This window comes from Labrys methylaminiphilus subsp. lupini (assembly GCF_051161885.1).
Lineage (GTDB): Bacteria > Pseudomonadota > Alphaproteobacteria > Rhizobiales > Labraceae > Labrys.
Genome location: NZ_JBMDIH010000002.1, coordinates 1,236,252 through 1,257,802, shown reverse-complemented (window position 1 = coordinate 1,257,802; position 21,551 = coordinate 1,236,252). Strand labels below are relative to the sequence as shown.

The window sequence follows — 21,551 nt, the reverse complement described above, 5'->3', positions numbered from 1 at the left end:
AGCCCGTCACGTCGACCAGGTACGCTTTGTCCTCTCCACTCGCCATCGTGCTCGGCGTGGGCGGGCTCTATGTCGGCCAGAGCATCATCGGCGGCTTGACCTTCATTGCCTTGCCGAGCGTGCTGCGGGAGCGAAACCTGCCGCTCGACCAGATCGGCCTGCTCTATCTGGCGGTGCTGCCCTGGGCCTTCAAATTCCTGTGGGCGCCGGCAGTGGAACGCTACAGGCTGCCGGCCACCGGCCATAGCCGTTCACGCTCGATCGTCCTGGTCGGCGGCCTGATATCGGCCGTCGGCCTCATCCTGACCGGGCTGATCGGGCCGACCAGTTTCATGCCCCTGCTCGCCGTGCTGCTGCTGATTGCCTTCGCCACCTCCACCAGCGACATCGCCTGTGACGGGCATGCGGTGGAAACCCTGTCCGAGCGCTATCATGGCTGGGGCAATGCGGCGCAGGTCGGCGGCGCCTATCTGGGGTCGGCGATCGGATCGGGGCTCTTTCTGGTGCTGGTTGCCCAGTATGGTTGGGGCGTCTCCTGCTTTGCCATGGCAGGCCTGCTGATCGTGCTCGGCCTGCTCTTCGTGGCCTCGCCGGCTCCGCCCTCTCCCGGGCGCGACCATCGGCCCTCTCTGCGCCAGGCGTTGCGGCGCAAGGACATGCATCTGGGCCTGGCTTTGGCAGCGGTCAACGTCATCGCCCAGAAGTGGGGCGTCAGCATGCTCGGCCCCTTCCTGATCGACAGCGGCCTCGACCTCACCTCGCTGGGCATCGTCAACGGCGTCGGCGGCATGGCCGTCGGTTTCATCTGTGCCCTGATCGGAGGTGCCCTCGTGCGGTTGTGGAGCGCGCGGACCGTATTGGCACTGGCGCTCGTCCTGCAGGCCATGGCGCTGTCGGGCTTGGCCTTCGCCGCCTGGAAGGGCGGGATCGGCCAACCCCTCCTGCTCATCCTCGCACTGGCAAGCTCGTCCGGCATTATGGCTCTCGGCTTCGTCGCACTCTATGCCCAGTTCATGGTGGTCTCCGATCCCCGCCAGGCCGGCATCGACTTCACGCTGCTGCAATGCATGGACGCGCTGGTGAGCATGGCGGGTGGCATGGGTTCGGGCTGGATCGCCCAGCATTGGGGCTATGGGCCCTATTTCGGCATGGCGGCATTTCTCGCTCTGGCTGCCGCGCCGATCGCCGCCATGCTCAGCCATCGCGTCGCCGTGCGGTCCGGTGCCTGGAAGGATCCGGTAGAGGCGCTGGCCGGAGTTCCGTACGGTCGATGATTGCATCCCTCGCGCCCTGTTTTGCTGGAAATCTCCATTGGTACAAGGAGAGCGTGGCGCTGCCGGGCGTGCATGGACGCCTGATTGCCGGTCGCAGCCTTCTCGAAAAAGGCGTGGCCGAGGATCTGATGTCACGCTTTGCCGACACCTATCCCGGTGCCGACCGCCAGGCGCTTGTCTCGATGTGGACGCAATGGCATTTCGGGGCGCTGGTCATCCCGGCAACGGCCGCAACCTTGCTGCTCAACCGGGAACTGCCCGTGGATCTGGATGCGATCGGCATCGTTCCGCATGAAAGCGGGCGCACTGCCGCGCTGGTCATCCCGGATGAGGGCAGGCCGCATCCCGGCGATGCCACCAAACGCTTCTCGCGCCTTTTCGAAGGGCATGTCGAACCGCTGATCCACAATTTCGGGGCACGATTTGGCGTGTCCAAACGTTTGCTGTGGACCAATGCTGCTGCGATTTTCGAGTGGACATTGCAGCAGGTGCTGGACGTTGGCGTTCCCGGCCCGGTCGCCTTGGAGGAAGGCCGCGCTTTGCTGCAGCAGCGCAGTGGCGGCGATGGTCGTCCCAATCCGATTTGCGGGGCGGTTCGCTATCCCCTGGAACAGGGACAACCCGTGCGCCGGCGGAAAGTCTGTTGCCTGCGCTATCTTCTGCCGGGCGTGGAGGATTGCGGCAGCCTATGCCCGCTGCCGCAGATAAGTCGGAAGCAAAAAGTAGATATTCTCATTTAAGCAAACTTTGTATCATATTGTTATCGCTTCTTTTTTCTGAAAAGAAATTCCACGCTCCGGCACAGTGCTCAAGGTTCAGTGCAGGATCTCGGTGATCCAGGCACTGTCCGGACCTCGGGCGAAATAGATACGGACTGGGCTCGCTTGTGCCTGGGGCGTGTCCTTCACCGTGGCGGTGCACGTCACGCCCGGGCGACCGACGGCGGGCACACAAGTATTGATATGGGCAGTCTGTTGCTGCTTGGCGGCCAGCGCGGGTATTGCGCGCATGGCGGCAGTTGCCTCTGCATCGCTCGGTTGGTCCAGGAGCAGAGCGGTCGCGGACGCCAGGAATACGAAAACCAAGCCATCCGCTAAAGTCCGGTTGATCGGCACGGCGGCCTCCTGTGTTCAACGTCGGAAGAACAGGCGGAGCCATGCTTATAAACCCGCAAGGGGGCAGAAATCGGATCGAGTGTTTCTGGCAGAGCGGCACGCCTGGTGCAGGCGGCCGGATGTCGATTTAAGCGGTGCCGGACATGTCCGGCGCAGGCGCCCCCGACGTGCCGGCACGTCGGTTCAGCCGGCGATATTCTCCGGGTGGCACGCCGAAACGGGCCCTGAAGCTCCTGGAGAACTGGGCCTGGTCCGTGAATCCCCACTGATAGGCTATCTCGGCGGCCGTTTGGCTATTGGCGGGATTTTCGAGGGCCGTGCGGCAGGCCGCCAGCCTCTGATCGCGGATCCAACCCGCCACCGTCTGGTCGGTGTCGCGGAACAGGTCGTGCAGATAACGGATGGAAACCCCGCAGGCCCGCGCGATCATGTCGGGATCGAGGCGCCAATCGTTGAGGTGGGCTCGGATATAGGCCTCGATCCGGGCAAGATGCGCCTCGCGCACCGTCGAGCTGCCCGATGTCAGGATACGATCATCCGCCTTGACCGCCAGCACCAGGAGATCGATGAGCTGGCGCCCCACGGCAGTGCGGGCCTCCTCGTCCAGCGCCTCGAAGCGCTGCGGCAGGAGGTGCAGCATGTCCGCAAACAGGCCGCCCGCTCCATTGGCCGCGTCGAACTGCAGCGAACACAGCCTGTCCGGACTGCGGATACGCTCCGACAGTGGTTGCGAGGCCACCTTCAGCACCCAGAGATCGGCGGGATCGGCGTGGCTGAACTCATAGGGCTCGTGGCTGCGCTCGAGGAAGAAGCCGCCGGGCGAACAGCGCACTTCGCTGCCGCATTGGGAGAAAGAAACCTGGGAACGGGTCGGCACCGTCACCAGGAACTCTTCCTTGCGGGCACTGCGAAAATGATGCGGCAGGCGCAGATATTGCAGCCCGTCCGAAGAGAGCCGAGAGATCGATACGTCGCCGAACTGCCAGATGGTGAGGTCACCGAAGAAATGATCCGGATGGCGGAACGTCAGGTCGAGCGGGAAATAGGCCCCGGCAATGGCCTGGTGCCAGTGCCGGCTCCGATCCATGGTGCGGGTCGCGCTCGTGGTGACGGAAGTCTTCATGACAGCTCCACAGAACGGTTATCGAGACTAGGCGCGAGAGGCGAGGATGGCAATCGCGCGGTCCGGCCATCCGGCCGATTGTGCACTCAGCGTCAAACCATTGCTCGCTCCCTGCAAAGACGGCCGCCGGCAAACCTGATTGGCTGATGGAAACAACGGTGCGCGAGACGCCGCTGCAGGGGATCGTGGGGGACAGACTTCTCCCGCCTTGCTTGCGGCTGGCCGGAGGGTTTTGCGATTTTGGCGGCATCGCCAAGAATCGCAAAGACGCTCCAGCCAATCCGTAGGATTGGCTTGGAACCAAAGAGTGAGAGCAAACAAGCGTTCACGTCTGAACGCACTTTGCTCTGGGGAGGATGGATGTCGATAGAGCGAGAAAAAGTTGATCCGATCACACTATCGGTGGTGCGTGGGGTGCTGGAGACCACCCAGCGCGAGATGACGCTGGCCCTGGAAAAGACGGCGCGTTCCTCCGTCTTCAACCTGGCCCACGATTATTCGACCGCGCTCTTCAATGCCCGTCCGGAAATGATCCTCCAGGGCCAGGATATTCCCATCCATCTCGGCTCCCTGATCCCGGCCATGAAGGCCGTCGCCAAATTCTTCGGTGACGACATTCATGAAGGCGATCTCTTCCTGCACAACGATCCCGTCTTCGGCGGCAGCCACGCCATCGATACTTGCATGTACAAGCCGGTGTTCTACCACGGCGAGCTGGTCTACTGGACCGTCTGCAAGGGACACCTCACCGATATCGGCGGCCCGGTTCCGGCCGGCTACAACCCAAACGCCACCGAGATCTACGCCGAATGCCTGCGTATCCCGCCGGTGAAGATCTGGGACCGCGGTAAGCCACGCGAGGACGTGCTCAACCTGATCTTCTCGAACATGCGGGCACGGCGCGACCAGGAGGGCGATTTCCGCGCCCTGATCGGTGCCTGCCAGGTCGGCGAACGACGCCTGATCGCCCTCCTCGACAAATATGGCAAGCCGACGGTCGATGCCTGCATCGACACGCTGCTCGACATGGCCGACCGCCATATGCGCTCGCTGATAGCGAGCGTTCCAGATGGCACCTATGAGGGCAAGGCCATCCTCGAGGATGCCGGGCACGGCTTCGGCGACTTCGAGATCGGCGCCAAGGTCACCATCACCGGCGACGCCTGTCACATCGTCATCTCCAGCCCGCCCCAGGTGCCCTATTTCATCAATTCCTATGAGGGCAACTCCCATTCGGGCGTCTATCTCGGCCTGATGATGTTCGCCGCTTTGCCCCCGCCCTACAATGAGGGACTCTATCGTTGCGTGAGCGTCGATTTCGGGCCGAAGGGCACGCTGTGTAACGCGCAGGAGCCCGCGCCCCACATGAACTGCACCACCACGCCGATGGAAACGCTGACGGATGCGGTTCGGCTCGCCTTCGAGAAGGCGATGCCTTCCAAGGTCGCGGCCTCCTGGGGACATGCCAACGGGCTCAACATCGCCGGCAAGGACGGCCGCAACGGCGAGGAGTTCGTGACCATGGTGCTTGCCACCATCATCTCGGGCGGTGGCGCCACGCCCCAGCAGGACGGCTGGCATGCAGTGGGTCCGGAATGCTGCTTTGGCGCCCTCACGTCGGGTGACGTCGAGCTTCTGGAATATTCCTATCCCATCATCATTCACCGCTACGCGCTGATGACCGATTCAGGCGGCGCCGGGAAGTTCCGCGGCGGCTCCGGCACGGCCTGGGAGGTCGAGCCGCTGAACGGCGACATGCTGTGCATCGGCTTTGGCGAAGGACGACGCATTCCAGCCATGGGCGCGGCCGGCGCCAAGTCTGCCCTGATCGACAAGAAAGTCGGCCGCGTCGAGCTCCGGCGCGGCGGCGAGGTCACGGTCGAGCGCAAGAACATCATCGAGACCATCAAGCCCGGCCAGACCATCACCAATCTCAACCCCGGTGGCGGCGGCTATGGCAACCCGTTCGAGCGTCCTGTCGACAAGGTGGTCTGGGATGTGCGCAACAAACTCGTCTCCATCGAGGGCGCTCGCGCCGACTACGGCGTGTCCATCACGAATGCCGAAACATTGGAAGTCGACCTCGCCGAAACCCAACGGCTCCGGGCGGCCTGAAAGAAATCATCATGGAACACGCTTATCGTCTCGGCATCGACGCCGGGGGCACCTTCACCGATTTCGTCATCGCCAATCGCACCAGCGGCGACGTCAAACTGTTCAAGGCACTTTCCACGCCATCCGATCCAACCAGGGCGATCGAGAACGGCCTGAAGCAGATCGCCGAGAATTTCGGCACGACGCCTTCGGCCATCGTGTCCGACTGCGACCTCTGCATCAACGGCACCACGGTCGGCCTCAATGCCCTGATCACCCATCGGGGCGGCAAGACCGGGCTGATTTGCACGGCGGGCCATGAGGATTCCATCGAGATCCGCAACGGCCATAAGGAAGACGGCTTTCGCTACGACCCCGAATATCCGGCGGCCACCATGCTGGTGCCGCGCTATCTCAGGCGCGGCGTGCGCGAGCGCGTGCTATCGGATGGCTCCGTCCGCACCGCGATACAGGAAGAGGACGTGCGGCAGGCCTGCCGCCTGTTCCTCGCTGAGAAAGTGGAGACGGTAGCGATCTCCTTCGTGTGGTCCGTGCTCAATCCTGGGCATGAGCGCCGCGCCGCCGAGATCGTGCGGGAGATGATGCCCGACGTGATCCTCACCGTTGGCAGCGAACTCTATCCGCAGATCCGTGAATATACCCGCACCTCCACCGCGGTGACCAATGCCTATCTCGCTCCGGTGATGCGGCGCTACGTCACCGCCGTCGACCGCTATTTCCGCGATCTCGGTGCCAAGCAGCCCGTGCGTTACTTCCAGTCGAATGGCGGCCTGGCCGTCGGGCAGGTGATGACCGATCGCTCCGTCTACGCCATCAATTCCGGCCCCGCCTCCGCGCCGCAGGCCGGCCTCTATGTCGGCGCCCCGTTCGGCAAGGAGAATGTCATCACCGTCGACATGGGCGGCACCTCCTTCGACATCACGCTCACCCGCAACGGCCAGACCAACCTGAACAAGAACGTCGACTTCCTGCGCTACCGCGTCGGCGTTCCCATGATCCAGGTCGAGACGCTCGGTGCCGGCGGCGGCTCGATCGGCTGGATCGACAGCCTGGGCCTGCTGCAGGTCGGTCCGCAATCAGCGGGCTCCGAGCCCGGCCCGGCCTGCTATGGGCACGGAGGAACCGATCCCACGACCTCCGATGCCAATCTCGTGCTCGGCTATCTCAATCCCGAGGGGCTGCTCGGCGGCAAGCTGCCTCTCGACGTCGGACGAGCTCGCGAGGCCATCGCCAGGATCGCCGGGCCGCTCGGCATCAGCGTCGAACAGGCTGCATATGGCATGTTCACGATCGTAAACAGCGGCATGGTCAACGGCATCCGGCGCGTGTCGGTCGAGCGTGGTTATGATCCGCGCGACTTCGTCCTGGTCGGGGCCGGCGGCGCCACCGCCGCCCACATCACCGCTCTGGCGCGCGAGATGGGCATCGATACCATCATCCTGCCCAAGCTCGCCTCCGGCCTGTGCGCCTTCGGGCAGATCATCTCGGACGTCAAATACAACTATATGGCAACCGCTCCTTTGCGCCTGGACAATGCCGGCGCCTGCGAGAAGATCGACGTACTCTTCGCCGAGATCGAGGCCCAGGGTGTCCGCCATCTGGAGGCAGACGGCTTTGCTGCCGACCGCATCGCCATCAAGCGCAGCCTCGAAATGCGCTATGTCGGCCAGGTGCATGAATGCACGGTCGACATCGATAATTTCAGGATCGACGACACCACGATCGACCGGGTCAAGGAAGCCTTCCATGCCCGTCACGAAGAACTCTACACCTATTGTGAGCGGCACAACCCGGTCGAGGTGGTGAATATCGAATCTACCCTCTTCGGGTTGATCGAAAAACCCAGGCCTCCCCGCCTCGACAGCACCGGTAGCCTGGAACAAGCCCTGAAAGACCGACGGCCCGCGATCTTCCACAGATCGGGCGACGCGACGTCTACACCTGTCTATGACGGCTCGAAGCTGGGCGTGGGCGTGTCAGTTGCAGGGCCTGCCATCATCGAGGAGGTCACCACCACCATCGTCATCGAGCCGGGCTGGACCGCAAGCCTGCATGAAAGCGGCAGCTATCTGCTGACCCGCAAGGATTGACCGGCAATGCCTGCCTTTCCTGCTCTCCTTTCGCTCGCGGGGCTGTTGTCGCTAGCGATTGGGCGGCAGGAAGAAGGCCTGGCGGAAATAGGAGCGGAAGGCTTCCATGGCGGGCGTGAACACCGCGTCCCGCCGCCAGGCCAGGCCGACATCCATCGAGGGGATCGGCTCGGTCGGCACGATCGTCTCGATGCGCTTGCCCTCCAGCGACCAGGGCCTGAGCACCATGTCCGACAGGATCGCCACCCCCTGCCCGTCCGCCACCAGCGAACGTACCGCCTCGACCGAGGAAGTCCGCAGCGTCACGTTCGGCCGGAAGGAGGACAGGCTCCAATAGCGCAGCGCCGTATGGGCAGCTTCGTCCACGGTCAGCATGATATAGGGCTCTTCTGCGATCTCCTTGAGGCTGACGGCGCCCTGCGCCAGCAGCCGGTGGCGGGCCGGCACCCACAGCCGCCGGCGCGAGCTCATCAGCGTCTCGGTGGTGAGATCGGGATTGATCACGTTGGAGGTCAGCAGCACCGCCATGTCGTAGCGATTGGCCAGCAACCCGTCCTCGATCGCTTCGCGGTTGAGCTCGAAAAGCTGGATGTCGAGATTGGGCCAGGCCCGTCGCAGTCGGCCGAGATGGGTGGGCAGGAAATAGCCGATGACCGTGTAGGTGGCCGCCACCGTCAGCCGGCCGGCAAAATCATTGGCGGGCAGGAGAAGGCTGGTGGCCTCCTCGACCTTGTTCAGGATTTCATAGGCGTGAAACAGGAACTGGCGGCCCGCCGGCGTCATGTCCATGCCCTGGGTGGAGCGGGTGAACAGTTCGACGCCGACGATCTGCTCCAGCTCCTTGATGGCGGTGGTGATCGCCGATTGCGAGATGCCGAGTTCGCCCGCGGCCTGGGACACCTGCCCATGCTCGGCTGTCGCCACGAAATAGCGGATCTGGCGCAGACTGACCGGCATGAACAACTCCCTTCGCGTTTCAGATCGACCTCTACATCAATATTTATAAAATCGATAGATGGCCGACCAGAACTCCACCGAATCTCATACTTTCTGGCTTATCTCCGGAAAATTGACCCAATATGAGGGAAATTCAAGCGAAGTCAGGAAATCTCCTATTTCTGAAAATCAGATAACAAGCATCTGATTATAGAATTTTTCAATCTATCCGTCTCGCCGTAACGTCAGAGCAAGACCGGCGGCGATGCCGGCGCAGGACTAATTACAGAGGGAGGCTGGCTTGGCGCTGGCTGCGGTCGACATCAATTGCGACATGGGCGAAGGCTTCGGCCAATGGCGCCTGGCGGAGGCGGACGACACCGCCTTGATGGAGCTCATCAGCTCCGCCAACATCGCCACCGGCTTTCATGCGGGGGATCCATCGCTGATGGACGCCACCGTCCGGCTGGCGGCCCAGCACGGCGTCGGCATCGGCGCCCATCCCGGCTATCGAGATCTCCAGGGCTTTGGCCGCCGCCGCATCGAGGGAGCGGCCGAGGAGATCGTCAACGACATCGTCTACCAGACCGGAGCGTTGCGGGAATTTGCCCGACGCCATGGTGCCAGCCTGCAGCATGTGAAGCCGCATGGCGCGCTCTATATGGAACTGGCTGCCAATGAGGACCTGTCGCGTTCCTTCGTCCATGCGATGCAGGCCACAGCTCCCAACGCCTTCATCTACTGCATGGATGTCTCGCTGACCCATCGCGTCGCCGTCGAGGCCGGCCAGCCGGTGATCCGCGAATTCTACGCCGACCGTGACTATGGCCGCTCGGGCTCCATCGTGTTCACCCGCCGCACCGGCAAGCTCGATCCGGCAGCGGTCGCCGACAAGGTGGTGCGGGCCTGCCGCGAGCAGCGGGTGCGGACCGTCGAGGGCGACGATATCGACATCGCCTTCGACTCCATCTGCTTTCACTCCGATACGCCCGGCAGCCTTGCGATCGCCCGCGCCATGCGCGGGGCCCTGGTGGCCGATGGCATCAAGATCATGCCGGCGAGCGAGCTGGCGCACCCGTCCAAAGCCATCACGAGGGGATGAAGAATGGCAATTTCGCAGATCATGTCGCCCTTGCCCGGCGTCTTCTACAGACGCCCTTCCCCTGACAGCCCGTTCTTCAAGGAGGATGGAGACGCCGTCACAGCGGCGGATGTCATCGGCCTGATCGAGGTGATGAAGTCCTTCCACGAGATCAATGCGGGTATCGGCGGCGTCAATATCAAATTCCTCGTCGATGACGGCGACGCCGTGATGGCCGGCCAGGCACTCGCCGAGGTGGAGGCATGAACATTCGTTCGGTCCTCATCGCCAATCGCGGCGAAATCGCCGTGCGCATCAATCGCGCGGCCAAGGCGCTGGGGCTGCGCACGGTGCAGGTCTACAGCGCAGCGGACAAGGACTCGCTGGCGGTACAGCTCGCCGACGAGGCCGTCGAGATCGGGCCGGCCGCCGCCAAGAAATCCTATCTCAATATCGAGGCGGTGATCTCGGCCGCCAAAGCGGCCAGGGTGGACACCGTGCATCCAGGCTATGGCTTCCTTGCGGAGAATGCCGATTTTGCCGATGCCGTCGTGGCGGCTGGCATGAAATTCGTCGGGCCCGCCGGCTCTGCGATCCGCCTGCTCGGCGACAAGGTCGCGGCGCGGGCCGAAGCCAAGAAGGCGGGCGTGCCCACCGTGCCGGGCAGCGGGGGTCGCATCGCCAATATCGAGGAGGCCGAGGCGATCGCCGCACGCATCGGCTTTCCGGTGATGATCAAGGCTGCGGCCGGCGGCGGCGGACGTGGCATTCGCGTCGCCGCGGACATGGACGAGTTCCGCCGGCAGTTCCCCCAGGCTTCCGCTGAAGCGGCGGCAGCCTTCGGCGATGGCGGCCTCTACATCGAAAAGGCCATCGAAAAGGCGCGCCATGTCGAGGTGCAGATCCTCGGCGATGGCCGGAACTTCGTGCATTGCTACGAGCGCGAATGCTCGCTGCAACGCCGGCGCCAGAAAGTGTGGGAGGAAGCCCCGGCCGTCGGCCTGTCGCCTGAGGTGCGCGAGCACCTGTGCCAAAGTGCCGTCGCCCTCGCCCGCTCGGTCGGCTATAGCGGCGCGGGCACGGTTGAGTATCTCTATGACGAGGCAAGCCAGGACTTCTACTTCATTGAAGTAAACACCCGCATACAAGTCGAGCACCCGGTAACGGAAATGATCACCGGCCTCGACCTGGTCCAGGAAATGCTGCGCATCGCTGGCGGCGAGCCGCTCTCCGTCCGTCAGGAGGACGTCGCCGTCGCCGGCCATGCCATCGAATGCCGCATCAACGCCGAGGACCCGTTCAAGAACTTCATGCCCTGGCCGGGCGTGGTCACGGCGCTATCGGTGCCCGAAGGCGATGACATTCGTTTCGACACCATGCTCTTCGAGGGCTATGCGGTGCCGCCCTTCTACGACTCTTTGCTGGGCAAACTCGTCGTGCGCGGTGCCGACCGTGCCTCCTGCCTCTCCACGCTCCGGCAGGCGCTGGCCGGCCTGAAGATCGAAGGCATTCCCACCACCATTCCCCTGCACGAGGCCCTTGCCGCCGACGCCGATGTGGCGGCGGGGCGTTTCCACACGCGCTTTCTCGAAGGCTGGCTCGAGAGCCGTTTTGCGCCGCCGCCAGCCGAACCGGTGAAGGAGGCCGCCCGATGATGAGCCGATATTCGTTTGGCGGCGACGAACACCTGTTCGTCGAATGCGACGAGAGCATGTCGCTGGAGGCCTTCTTCAAGAGCCTGTCCATGACCCGCGCGGTTCGGGAGGCCGGCATTGCCGGCGTCACCGAGATCTGCCCGGCCAATGCATCCTTCCAGATCCGCTTCGATCCCGATCGCATCAAGCCGGACGACATCCTGGCGGAGGTGAAGGTCATCGAGGCGGTCGCCGCGAAGGCAGATCCCGTGATCGGCACCCGCATCATCGAGATCCCGGTGTTCTATCAGGATCCCTGGACTCATGAGACCCTGATGCGGTTTCGCGAACGCCACCAGGACCCTGGGGCCACCGATCTCGAATATGCCGCGCGCGTCAACGACCTCGCCTCGGTTGAGGATTTCGTCGCCGCCCATAGCGGTTCGCCCTGGTTCGTCTCGATGGTCGGCTTCGTCGCGGGCCTGCCCTTCATGTACCAGATGGTCGAGCGTTCCCGGCAACTCCAGGTTCCCAAATATCTGAGGCCCCGCACCGATACGCCGAAGCTGACGGTCGGCCATGGCGGCTGTTTTTCGTGCATCTATTCGGTGCGCGGCGCCGGCGGCTACCAGATGTTCGGTATCACGCCTATGCCGATCTTCGATCCCGAGCAGAAGACCGGCTATCTCCGCGACTTCATGGTGTTCTTCCGGCCCGGCGACATCGTCAAGTTCAAGCCGATCGGCCGTGACGAACATGATGCGATCGCCGCCGACGTCGCCTCCGGCCGCTATGCGCCTCAGATGCACGAGGTCACCTTCGACCTCCGGGAATTCCAGAACGACATCGACGGTTACAACGCCAGGCTGGAGGGCATGATCCATGGGCGTTAAGGTCCTCAATCCCGGCCTTTCCACCACCATCCAGGATCTCGGCCGGCCGGGCTATTTCCATCTCGGCATTCCCATCGGCGGGGCGATGGATCGGCTGGCTTTGCGCGCCGCCAATCTCCTGGTCGGCAATGACGAAGGAGATGCCTGCCTGGAGGCCGTGTTCCTTGGCCCCGAACTCGAATTCACCAGGGATACGACGATCGCGATCACCGGTGCCGAGATGCCGATCAAGATCGCCGGGGTCGAGCAGCCGTCCTGGACCGCCCTCGGCGTCAAGGCAGGCCAGACGCTCAGCTTCGGCTTCCTCAAGGCGGGTGCGCGCATCTATATCGCCGTCGCCGGCGGCTTCGACGTTCCCCTGGCGCTCGGCAGTCGCTCGACTTACGTGATCGGCGCTCTCGGTGGCTATAAGGGCCGTGCCTTAGCCAAGGGTGACGAACTCGCGATCTGCGAAGCAGGCACGGCCAAGGAAGGGCGCAGCGTGCCGGAGCCTCTGCGTCGCCGCCCGGGCGCGACCGCGCAGCTTCGTGTCCTGCCGGGCCTGTATTGGCACCGCATCCAGGAACAGTCGGGACGCGCCTTTTTCGAGGATCAGTGGAAGGTCGCACCGGAAGCCGACCGCATGGGCTATCGCTTCCGTGGTGGCCGTCCCCTGCACTTCGTCGAACGTGAGCCCCCCTTCGGAGCGGGATCGGACCCCTCCAACATCGTCGACAGCTGCTACCCCTACGGCTCGATCCAGGTGCCCAGTGGCACCGAACCGATCATCCTGCATCGTGATGCGGTATCCGGCGGCGGCTACTTCATGGTCGGCACCGTGATCTCGGCCGACATGGACCTCATCGGCCAGATGCAGCCCAACACGCCGACGCAATTCGTCGAGGTCGACATGGCCACGGCGCTGGCGGCTCGCGCCGAACGCGCAACGCTGCTCGCCTGCATCCGGGCCGTGCTGGCCTCCAGCTAGATCCACCCTGGCCGAAGCGGTTGAAAAGGCCGCGCGACCCAAGAACAGCATCCAAAAACAGCATCCAGAACCAGTGAGAGGGGAACCATCATGGCAGGCACCGTCGCGGCCGCCGAAGCCGATACACTCGACTATTCCAACCGGGCCGTCCCGCCCGATCAGCGCATGCCCAAGATGGCCCTGACCATGGCGTGGTGGGCCGTGTGCAGCGCGGTGTTCTATATCGTCGTCGGAGCCGCCCTGGCCCTCGGCTTCGGCACCCGCAACGCCATCATCGGCATGGTACTGTCGGTGATCGCCTATGGCCTGATCAATGCCGTGCTCAGCCGCTTCGCCATTCGCACCGGCCTGTCCGTCGCCTTGTTCTCACGCGTGCTGTTCGGCAATGTCGGCGCAGGGCTGGCGACGCTGATCTTCTGCGCGACCGCGATCTATTACGCGGTGTTCGAAGGGTCGGTGATCGCCGTCGGCATCCACACCATTTTTCCGTCCGTGTCCTATGCGATCGCTGCCCTGATCGTCGTGCTCTATTCGGTGCCGCTGATCTTCGGCAGCATCCAGACTTGGCTCGACAAGTTCAACGGCGTGCTGCTGCCCTTCTATATCCTCGGGCTCGTGGTCGCCGTCGGTCTCGCAATCGCCGAATATGGCTACAGCGACAAGTGGCTCAATCTCGGCCCGGCCGGCGGCGCGCCGGCTGGCGGTTGGTGGTCGTGCTTCGTCTATTACATGGGCGTGTGGGTGCTGATGATGTTCACCTTCGACTATGCCCGCTTCGGCCGCGAGGAGGACGCCAGCTATCACGCCTTCTTCAATTTCGGCATGCCCTTCTATGTCATGGTCTTCCTGGTCAGCGGCCTGTTCGGCATGTTCATGATCGGCACCGTCCCCGATCTCGGCACGGTCAGCGAAGTGACCGTCCTCCTCGCCCTGCTCAAGCTGATGGGCGTCTGGGGCCTGCTCTTCGTCTGGGTTACGCAGACACGCATCAACACGGCCAATTACTATCTCGCCGCGGTCAACATGGAGGCCCTGGTCCAGCTCTTCGGCAAGCTGCCCTTCGGACGCATCGGCTGGGCGGTCGTCGTCGGCCTGATCGTTTATCTCCTGATGCTGGCAGATGTCTTTGCCTATCTCCTGCAAGCCCTCGCCTATCAGGGCATCTTCGTGGTGGCCTGGGTTGCCGTGGCGATGGCCCATATCCTCAGCGACCGCTACCGGCGCCTGGCTGGCGATACGATCGAGTACCGTTCGAGCCATGTGCCGGCCTTCAATCCCCTTGGCCTCGTCGCCTGGTTTGCCGGCGCCGCCATCGGCATCGGCCTGCATCTGTTCGGCGGCGCCTATGCGGAGTTGTCCGCGCCGGCAACGGCCGTGGCCGCATTCAGCATCTATGCGGTGGGCCTCACCTTCGCGCGCCGTTCCTGGTTCCTGGTCGCCGACTGAAATGATGAAGCACAGGCTCCCGGTCGACCTTCGGCCGGGAGTTGCTATTGAAACCGCGAAGGAAACGGCTCTAGATCCTGTCCGGGAGATCCATCTTCCAGCGCCGTGCAGCCTGGTAGAGGCTGATGGATGAGACTTTGCGGGGGCCTATGGAAGTCATATCTCGGCTCGTTTTCACCGTGGCCAGCATCTGCCTGATGGTGTTGGCGGGCGGCCTTGTGGCGATTGCCGGCGTCCGGGTCTTCCGCGCCGCGTATTCAGACGGCCAGTTCGACAATACGCTGCTCGACTCAATCGGCTTCGTGGTCGTCGGCATCGCGGTTTTCGACGTGGCTCGCTATTTCCTCGAGGAGGAAGTGCTGCGCGCCCGCGAAATGCGCGACGCCGTGGAAGCCCGGCGCAGCCTGACCAAATTCATGTCGGCCATCGTGATCGCGGTTTTCCTCGAAGCCCTGGTGACCGTGTTCAAGGTGGCCAAGCAAAGCCCGGAGCAATTGCTTTATCCGGCACTCCTGCTCTTCGGCGGCACCGCGATGATCGTCGGTCTCGGCGTCTATCAGAAGCTGTCCGTCAGCGTTGAACGCGAAAGCCCGGCCGAACCCAGCAAGGAAAAGGGCGAAAGCAAACGCAAGACGGAAGATCAGGGATAGAATACGGCACCGATCAGACACGAGCCGAAGGCTCGCCCTGAGTCAGAATGGACAGCACGGCGCGACCGCTGGTGACGTCGGCCATCAACTGCCGGACATCGGCCAGATACTCTTCGCGGATCGCAGCGACAAATTCGGCCCCCGTCGCGGTATAGTCCTGAGCAAGAATCTGCACCGCCTGATGCGCCGACAATCGCGCCTGAACCAACGCCAGATCGGTAAAGCCGCAGACAATACGCGCCTCCACCCGGGCGACGATCGGCAGCTTCTCGGCGGCGCGCAGGCAGGATGCGGCGGTACCGCCATAGGCCCGGATCAAGCCGCCGCTGCCAAGCAGGATACCGCCGAACCAGCGCGTGACCACGACGGCGACACCATCCAAGGCCTGGCCGTCGATCGCCTGCAGGATCGGCTTGCCCGCAGTGCCGCTGGGCTCGCCGTCATCGTTGAAGCGGTAGAGCGGACCTATTCGCCAAGCCCAGCAATTGTGATTGGCCGTTGGATCGGAATGGTCCTTGATGAAAGCCTTGGCCGCCTCTTCATCCGTGGCGGGAGCCGCTGTGGCCAGAAAACGACTTTTCTTGACCTCCTGTCTGAAGGTCTCGGTTTTTTTAAGACTGAACAAATCCGGCATGGCCGCAATCTAAAACATTTTCCTGAAAAGTTTATGGGCTTCCTGGCTACAGGAAAGTACATTGAAACAAAAAGTTAGAGCAGAACGTCGATGTGGGGAAATCGCAATTCACCGCTGAGTGGCGGGTTCGGGAGCCAAATCACCGCGCTCTGAGGGCAAGGGATCTGCTACCCTGAACGCATCGGGCTCGGCCGCCATTCACCCACGAAGGTTCAGGTGGCGCAGTCGGGGATGCCCAATGCTCGGCCGATGACACCAGACACTTCAGATTTAACCGCTTCGTAAACCCAAAATCGAAAGCCAGATGTGGGCACCGTTCTGCATCGATTGACTTGACCCCGCGTCACTGCTGTAGTCGCCAGCAGCCTGGATGTTCTCAAAAAAGGGATTGGAATGAGCACGAGGATACATGTAGCGGCACTGGCCGGAGCGGTCTTGAGCCTGTTCCAGCTTTCAGGCGGAGCCCATGCTGCCCAATGCGGCAAGAACGCATCCGGCTATGAAGCATGGAAGCAGGAGTTTTCAGCCGAGGCACGCGCCAAGGGCGTTGGTCAGGCCGGCATCGCCGCGCTGATGAGCACCCATTACGCCACAGCCACCATCAACGCCGATCGTGGCCTGAAGAGCTTCAAGCTGTCCTTGGATCAGTTCCTTGCCAAGCGCGGCGGCAATACGATCGTCGCGCGCGGGCGCCAGCTCAAGAAATCCCAAGGCGCGCTGTTTGCCGATATCCAGCGCCGTTACGGCGTTCCCCCCGGACCGCTGCTGGCGATCTGGGGCATGGAGTCGGGCTTTGGTGCCGTCAAGGGCAATCAGAACATGCTCTCCTCGGTGGCAACGCTTGCCTATGACTGCCGCCGGCCCGAATTTTTCACCGACCAGCTCTACGCCGCGCTCAAGCTTGTCGACAGCGGCCGCTTCACAGCGCAAACCCGCGGTTCCATGCATGGTGAAGTGGGCCAGACCCAGTTCATGCCCAAGACCGTGCTGCAATATGGTGTCGGCAATCTCGACAGTGCGGCCGGCGCCCTCGATTCGACCGCCAACTATCTGAAGGGTCATGGCTGGAGCGCTGGCCAGGGCTATCAGCCGGGCGAGCCGAATTTCTCGGCCATCCAGGCCTGGAATGCCGCCTCGGTCTATCAGCAGGCCATCGCCCATATCGGCCAGCGCATCGACGCCCAATAGGAGACTTGGCGGGCTCTCTCACCCGAACACAGTCGACTATCGACCAATTGCGCCGTGGAGCACTCGCCTCCACGGCGTTCTTCATTATTTGACGTTGCGTCATGACGTTTGAGGCACGTAAGAAGCTTGCATCGCTTCACGCGTCCAGCCTCTTGTGTGCCAGGTGGAACTTGGCATCCCTCAGTAACGCCTCTCACTATCGCGTATCGCACCTGTGTTGCCCTTGAGGAGCCTCCCTCAGTCGAAGGTGCCGACATGGAGTGGCCTGCATTCGTCGCTACCAGCACAGGCCAGGGGTTAGGAAGGGCCTCCTCGCGAGACGTCTAAAGTATTATGCTCCAGCCAATATCATCGCGAATGAACTCCTTCTTTTCGGTATGATGCAAGCGGAGGTTGCTGTTTTTGCCTTCTTTACTTCAAGCTGGACTTGGCAATCTTGGGGCATTCATGCACAATAATAATGTGTACCGGTAGCGTGTCTGCGGATTTTCATCACCGGTCACAAGGCGGCAAGTATTCGACCAGCTACACAGGCGATGGGCTGTCAGCCCCGGGGGACGGTCAAATGCTGGAAGTCATGGCTTTTGAGACGTTGCATGATCTGCGCAGAGCCAAGACGGTCGATGAGGTGAAATCGACGTTTGGTTTAGCGCTACAGAATTTCGGATCCCATTCCTTTGTCATTTGTGACATTCCGGCAGGCGCACCGCCTGGTGTTCGCGAACTGCACGCCTCCAACTGGTCCGAGGCATGGCAGCAGCGCTATGTGGAGCGCGATTATGCCATGCATGATCCGATACCCAACAATGTCGGCCGGCAGATCAACCCCTATTACTGGCATGAGGCCGCCGAGGCGTTCAAAGACAACTCGATCGCAAACCGGATCATGGCCGAGGCCCGTTCGGATTTCGGCATGGGCGACGGCTTCTGCGTTCCCATTCATGGCCTCACCTCCGTCGCGGGGCTGATCTCGATTTCGACACCGGAAAAGAACTGGATTCTGTCCGAGGAAGAGAATGCCGCGATCCACATGATCAGCATCTATGCCTACGAAGCCATTCGGCGCTTGCGAACGACGCGTCCTTCCGGCGGTGGCGGACCTGTTCTCTCGGCTCGCGAGACCGAATGTCTGCGCTGGACTGCGGAAGGTAAGACGGCGTGGGAGATCAGTTGCATCCTGGGAATATCCGAAGAAACGGCAACAAAATACCTCAAGAATGTTGCCAAAAAACTCGGAACCCGAACCAAAGCCCATACAGTTTCAAGAGCATATAGACTACATTTGCTACAATGACACTGCCCCATTTTTGGGGTATTGCAATACTGTACCATGACGGCAAGTCTCTCCGGACAAATGGAGAGGTTCTGCTATGTTACACATTATCAAGGGATTTGATTCCTCTAAGCAATTTGAGTTGGAATTGGCTTTCCGTTTTCGGAACGAAGCGTTTGTCGAAGAAGCCGGCTGGGAAAATCTGCGCCGGCCCGATCGCAGGGAAATCGATCAATTCGATACCGACGACACCATCCACATCCTGGCCATGAAGGATGAGCAGGTTCAGGCCTATAGCCGGCTCAACCCGACGATCAAGCCTCATGTTCTGTCCGAGGTCTATCCCGGCCTGGCTTCGCGGGGACTGATCCGAGACCCCAGGGCCTGGGAGTGGAGCCGCATGGGCACGGCGAAGCGGGCGCGCGGCGCCGGCCGAGGCTGGAACGGCCCGATTGGTCTGTTGCTGCGGAGCGTGGCCTATGTCGCCTTGAAGTTCGATATCCAGACCCTGGTCTGGCAGGCCCATCCGGGCTGGATTACCAGAGCGAGTGAACTTGGTTTCGACCCCTTCCCGATGGGGCTGCCAAAGACCATTGCGGGTGAGCCCGTCATCGCCGCCCATATGGCTGTCAATCTCGGCGTCTTTGTCCGGATGGACGCTCTGAATTTGCCGCGCACCGGGCTGGCGGATCCCGCGCCATGCGAGTGGAGCGACCTGATTACGCCGATGCAGCAGATTCACGCTTGAACGGGGTCCGAACTGGTTCGCAGCGAACCCGCCAATCGTCGCTGCAAGCTCTCTCCCGCCCGACTTCGCACCATTATGCAGAAGAACAGGTTCACGCCATCTCACATTCTCTTCGAAATTTCTTGCCGGCTCCTCATTCAAAATCTCGAAAATCTTTCATCTCAAGAGTTGCGCCATGTCCATGCAATCCAGCGCTACGGGCTTGCTTACCTATCAGCAGGTGGTGAAGGGCCTCGAACACATCGTCAGGCACTGCACGGATCGTGCCGCCGTGCACGCGGCCGTCGCGGTTCTCCAGGAGATGGGGAAGATCGACGCTCCCCAGCCCAGAACCTATGTGGTGGACATCTTTCACGCCACGGATACGATCGAAGGCGAAGCCGTTTGCTTCAGCTCCGACCCCGGTGCCCGTTACGGACCGTGCGACGCCTGGTACAATTACGAGATCGCCAAGAAATACGCGATGACCGGCACGCTCGAACTGATCGGCCGTAAACCCGCCGATGTCCTCAAGGAGGCCCGCCTCTACACGCAGCACGGCGAGTATAGGGACATTCGGCCAATGGCGCGCGTGACGACCACCGGCGACATCATCGTGGTCTCCGACGCCATGACGGAATTGCAACTGCTGATCGCCGTGGTCGATCGCAAGGGCTTTTTCGATTTGCGGGAAACCAAGTTCCACTAACCCGACCTCCCTCCCCGCTCGTCGCCGGACCACCCGTCACAGGCGGAAGCCCACCTGTCGGTCATCTCTCCCTGCCTCACGGCAAGCCGGCTCATCACGCACAAAAACTAAGCTCTTGTGCTAAGTATTAAAGACTGATAGTTAGCCCATAAGGTAATTGATTATCTCCGGCCTCGGCCCGGACAGCAGCGGCAATAAAACCGCGAGAGGTGACGTGATGAAGCTGGTATTGATGGAATTTCTGTCTCTCGATGGTGTCTATCAGGGCCCGGGAGGCCCCGATGAAGAAACGACGGACGGTTTTGTCCGTGGCGGCTGGTTCGTCCCCTTCATCGATGATGCCCTGATGCGCTCGGTAACCGACTGGGTCTCCGAAGCCGATGGCTTCCTGTTCGGCCGCCGCACCTATGAAAGCTTCGCGCGCGATTGGCCGAAGATGGACGATCCCAATAATCCCGTGGCCAGCAAGTTGAACGGCGCTCCGAAATATGTGGCCTCGAACACACTCGAGCAGGCCACATGGGCGCCTTCGACCATCCTGTCGGGCGACATTCTCGGCGGCGTCGCCGCGTTGAAGGCAAAGGCCGGCCGCGAACTCCAAATCCATGGCAGCGGCCGGCTCTCCTATTCGCTGCTGGCGGCTGGATTGGTGGATGAATTCAGGCTCATGGTCGCTCCCGTCGTGCTGGGACAGGGCCGCAGGCTCTTCAAGGAAGGCGGGCAGCCTCTCGGGTTCAAGCCTGTGAAGACCGAAGTGACGCCAGCCGGCCTCTCGATCCAAGTCTATCAGAAAGGCGAATCCCCCACATTCGCAACATACAGTCCGTCGTGACGAATGGGGCAAGCTGCGCCCTTGCCATGCCCGCGGCATCGCTGGGCAGGAGACCGCGAAATGCCGCGATATCACCATCACGGCGAAACAAATGGAAATCGCAGGTTAAGGCAGTGCGCGCATGTTGACGGCCTCTTTCACCGGAGCAAAGCTGATGCTCGAAAGTGTGCTGCTTGCCTTGCTGTTCTCCTTCTTGACCTACTATCTCACCTTCGACCTCTAACAAGGGATGTCGATGCGCCTGTCGGTCAATGCCCCGCTTCAGCCAGGATCGGATAGAGCGAGGCGACCAGTGCCAACGCCATGGCGATGTTGAAAAGACGCAGCCGTAGAGGTTTCGACAGGAAACCGCGCAAAGCGGTTCCCGCTGCCGCCCAGACCAAGAGGCAGGGTGCATTAACCAGAACGTAGATGGCCGCCACCACCAGGACATTGCCGAAGAAGCCACTGGCCGGCGTATAGGTGGCAATGGCGCCGATAGCCATGATCCAGGCCTTCGGATTGATCCACTGGAAGGCCGCTGCTTGGAAAAAGGTCATCGGGCGATCCTGGCCGCCTTCGGAATCCGGCCTGCCTGCTTTGGCAATCTTCCAGGCAAGGTAGAGGAGATAGGTCGCACCGCCATAGCGCAACAGCGTGTGCAGGAGCGGAAAGACCGTGAACAGGCCGCCTATGCCGAAACCGGCGGCGAGCACGAGGACACAGAAACCGAGATTGATGCCGAGAAGATGAGGCATGGTGGCCTTGAGACCGTAATTAGCTCCTGAGGCCACCAGCATCGTATTGTTCGGGCCGGGCGTGATCGAGGTGACGAAGGCGTAGATGACGAAGGCGATAAGCAGGTCGGGTGTCATGGGAAGTCGG

Annotated in this window: 21 protein-coding genes; 16 read left to right on the top strand and 5 right to left on the bottom strand. The window is 62.0% G+C overall.

Annotated elements, in window-relative coordinates:
• The first annotated feature begins 26 nt into the window (after window positions 1-26).
• The gene (locus ACN6KF_RS31445) at window positions 27-1,274 is read left to right on the top strand and encodes an MFS transporter (protein ID WP_434960809.1); all 1,248 of its coding nucleotides are present in this window, start codon (window positions 27-29) and stop codon (window positions 1,272-1,274) included.
• A complete protein-coding gene (fhuF, locus tag ACN6KF_RS31440) occupies window positions 1,271-2,014 on the top strand; it encodes a siderophore-iron reductase FhuF (RefSeq protein WP_434960808.1) in 744 nt (247 codons plus the stop codon). Before ACN6KF_RS31445 ends, fhuF begins: the two co-directional genes overlap by 4 nt.
• A 75-nt stretch (window positions 2,015-2,089) precedes the next feature.
• Here the strand turns inward: fhuF and ACN6KF_RS31435 are convergent, their stop codons facing one another.
• Both ACN6KF_RS31435 and ACN6KF_RS31430 read right to left on the bottom strand, forming a co-directional pair.
• Entirely contained in the window at window positions 2,090-2,284 is a 195-nt protein-coding gene (locus tag ACN6KF_RS31435; RefSeq protein WP_434960807.1) for a hypothetical protein, read from the bottom strand.
• Window positions 2,285-2,516: 232 nt separating this feature from the next.
• A complete protein-coding gene (locus ACN6KF_RS31430; RefSeq protein WP_434960806.1) occupies window positions 2,517-3,512 on the bottom strand; it encodes an AraC-like ligand-binding domain-containing protein in 996 nt (331 codons plus the stop codon).
• 360 nt (window positions 3,513-3,872) lie between these two features.
• On the opposite strand from ACN6KF_RS31430, the gene capB reads away from it, so the two are divergent.
• Both capB and capA read left to right on the top strand, forming a co-directional pair.
• Window positions 3,873-5,627 (top strand): caprolactamase subunit beta, encoded by a 1,755-nt coding sequence (capB, locus tag ACN6KF_RS31425; RefSeq protein ID WP_434960805.1) that lies wholly within the window; start codon window positions 3,873-3,875, stop codon window positions 5,625-5,627.
• 11 nt (window positions 5,628-5,638) lie between these two features.
• Window positions 5,639-7,717, top strand: coding sequence for a caprolactamase subunit alpha (capA, locus tag ACN6KF_RS31420; RefSeq protein WP_434960804.1), 2,079 nt, complete (start codon window positions 5,639-5,641; stop codon window positions 7,715-7,717).
• A 51-nt stretch (window positions 7,718-7,768) separates the two neighbouring features.
• Here capA and ACN6KF_RS31415 read toward each other — a convergent pair whose 3' ends face one another.
• Complete coding sequence (locus ACN6KF_RS31415) at window positions 7,769-8,674, bottom strand: LysR family transcriptional regulator (protein WP_434960803.1); 906 nt, start codon at window positions 8,672-8,674, stop codon at window positions 7,769-7,771.
• Window positions 8,675-8,954: 280 nt separating this feature from the next.
• Here ACN6KF_RS31415 and ACN6KF_RS31410 point away from each other — a divergent pair, with 280 nt between their 5' ends.
• The 7 genes from ACN6KF_RS31410 to ACN6KF_RS31380 all read left to right on the top strand — a co-directional run bounded on the left by ACN6KF_RS31410 (window position 8,955) and on the right by ACN6KF_RS31380 (window position 15,324).
• Entirely contained in the window at window positions 8,955-9,755 is an 801-nt protein-coding gene (locus ACN6KF_RS31410) for a 5-oxoprolinase subunit PxpA (RefSeq protein WP_434960802.1), read from the top strand.
• 3 nt (window positions 9,756-9,758) lie between these two features.
• The gene (locus tag ACN6KF_RS31405; RefSeq protein WP_434960801.1) at window positions 9,759-10,001 is read left to right on the top strand and encodes an acetyl-CoA carboxylase; all 243 of its coding nucleotides are present in this window, start codon (window positions 9,759-9,761) and stop codon (window positions 9,999-10,001) included.
• Window positions 9,998-11,389: an acetyl-CoA carboxylase biotin carboxylase subunit gene (locus ACN6KF_RS31400; protein WP_434960800.1), complete on the top strand. Its 1,392-nt coding sequence runs from the start codon at window positions 9,998-10,000 to the stop codon at window positions 11,387-11,389. The genes ACN6KF_RS31405 and ACN6KF_RS31400 overlap by 4 nt, the downstream gene beginning before the upstream one ends.
• Window positions 11,386-12,261: a 5-oxoprolinase subunit B family protein gene (locus tag ACN6KF_RS31395; protein WP_434960799.1), complete on the top strand. Its 876-nt coding sequence runs from the start codon at window positions 11,386-11,388 to the stop codon at window positions 12,259-12,261. Before ACN6KF_RS31400 ends, ACN6KF_RS31395 begins: the two co-directional genes overlap by 4 nt.
• Window positions 12,251-13,228, top strand: a complete 978-nt coding sequence (locus ACN6KF_RS31390) for a 5-oxoprolinase subunit C family protein (protein WP_434960798.1) — start codon at window positions 12,251-12,253, stop codon at window positions 13,226-13,228. The genes ACN6KF_RS31395 and ACN6KF_RS31390 overlap by 11 nt, the downstream gene beginning before the upstream one ends.
• Before the next feature lie 90 nt (window positions 13,229-13,318).
• The gene (locus ACN6KF_RS31385) at window positions 13,319-14,674 is read left to right on the top strand and encodes a purine-cytosine permease family protein (protein WP_434960797.1); all 1,356 of its coding nucleotides are present in this window, start codon (window positions 13,319-13,321) and stop codon (window positions 14,672-14,674) included.
• 149 nt (window positions 14,675-14,823) lie between these two features.
• Entirely contained in the window at window positions 14,824-15,324 is a 501-nt protein-coding gene (locus ACN6KF_RS31380; RefSeq protein ID WP_434960796.1) for a GNAT family acetyltransferase, read from the top strand.
• Between the two features lie 13 nt (window positions 15,325-15,337).
• On the opposite strand, the gene ACN6KF_RS31375 is transcribed toward ACN6KF_RS31380, so the two are convergent.
• On the bottom strand, window positions 15,338-15,949 hold the full coding sequence (locus ACN6KF_RS31375) for an IMPACT family protein (protein ID WP_434961354.1): 612 nt from the start codon (window positions 15,947-15,949) through the stop codon (window positions 15,338-15,340).
• 402 nt (window positions 15,950-16,351) lie between these two features.
• On the opposite strand from ACN6KF_RS31375, the gene ACN6KF_RS31370 reads away from it, so the two are divergent.
• The 5 genes from ACN6KF_RS31370 to ACN6KF_RS31350 all read left to right on the top strand — a co-directional run bounded on the left by ACN6KF_RS31370 (window position 16,352) and on the right by ACN6KF_RS31350 (window position 20,687).
• A complete protein-coding gene (locus tag ACN6KF_RS31370) occupies window positions 16,352-17,146 on the top strand; it encodes a lytic murein transglycosylase (RefSeq protein ID WP_434960795.1) in 795 nt (264 codons plus the stop codon).
• 565 nt (window positions 17,147-17,711) lie between these two features.
• The gene (locus ACN6KF_RS31365; protein WP_434960794.1) at window positions 17,712-18,440 is read left to right on the top strand and encodes a LuxR family transcriptional regulator; all 729 of its coding nucleotides are present in this window, start codon (window positions 17,712-17,714) and stop codon (window positions 18,438-18,440) included.
• Between the two features lie 127 nt (window positions 18,441-18,567).
• Entirely contained in the window at window positions 18,568-19,167 is a 600-nt protein-coding gene (locus ACN6KF_RS31360) for an acyl-homoserine-lactone synthase (protein WP_434960793.1), read from the top strand.
• A 175-nt stretch (window positions 19,168-19,342) separates the two neighbouring features.
• Window positions 19,343-19,855: a hypothetical protein gene (locus ACN6KF_RS31355; RefSeq protein WP_434960792.1), complete on the top strand. Its 513-nt coding sequence runs from the start codon at window positions 19,343-19,345 to the stop codon at window positions 19,853-19,855.
• Between the two features lie 232 nt (window positions 19,856-20,087).
• Window positions 20,088-20,687, top strand: a complete 600-nt coding sequence (locus tag ACN6KF_RS31350) for a dihydrofolate reductase family protein (RefSeq protein WP_434960791.1) — start codon at window positions 20,088-20,090, stop codon at window positions 20,685-20,687.
• A 248-nt stretch (window positions 20,688-20,935) separates the two neighbouring features.
• Here the strand turns inward: ACN6KF_RS31350 and ACN6KF_RS31345 are convergent, their stop codons facing one another.
• Window positions 20,936-21,541, bottom strand: coding sequence for a LysE family translocator (locus tag ACN6KF_RS31345; protein WP_434960790.1), 606 nt, complete (start codon window positions 21,539-21,541; stop codon window positions 20,936-20,938).
• Window positions 21,542-21,551 lie beyond the last annotated feature (10 nt).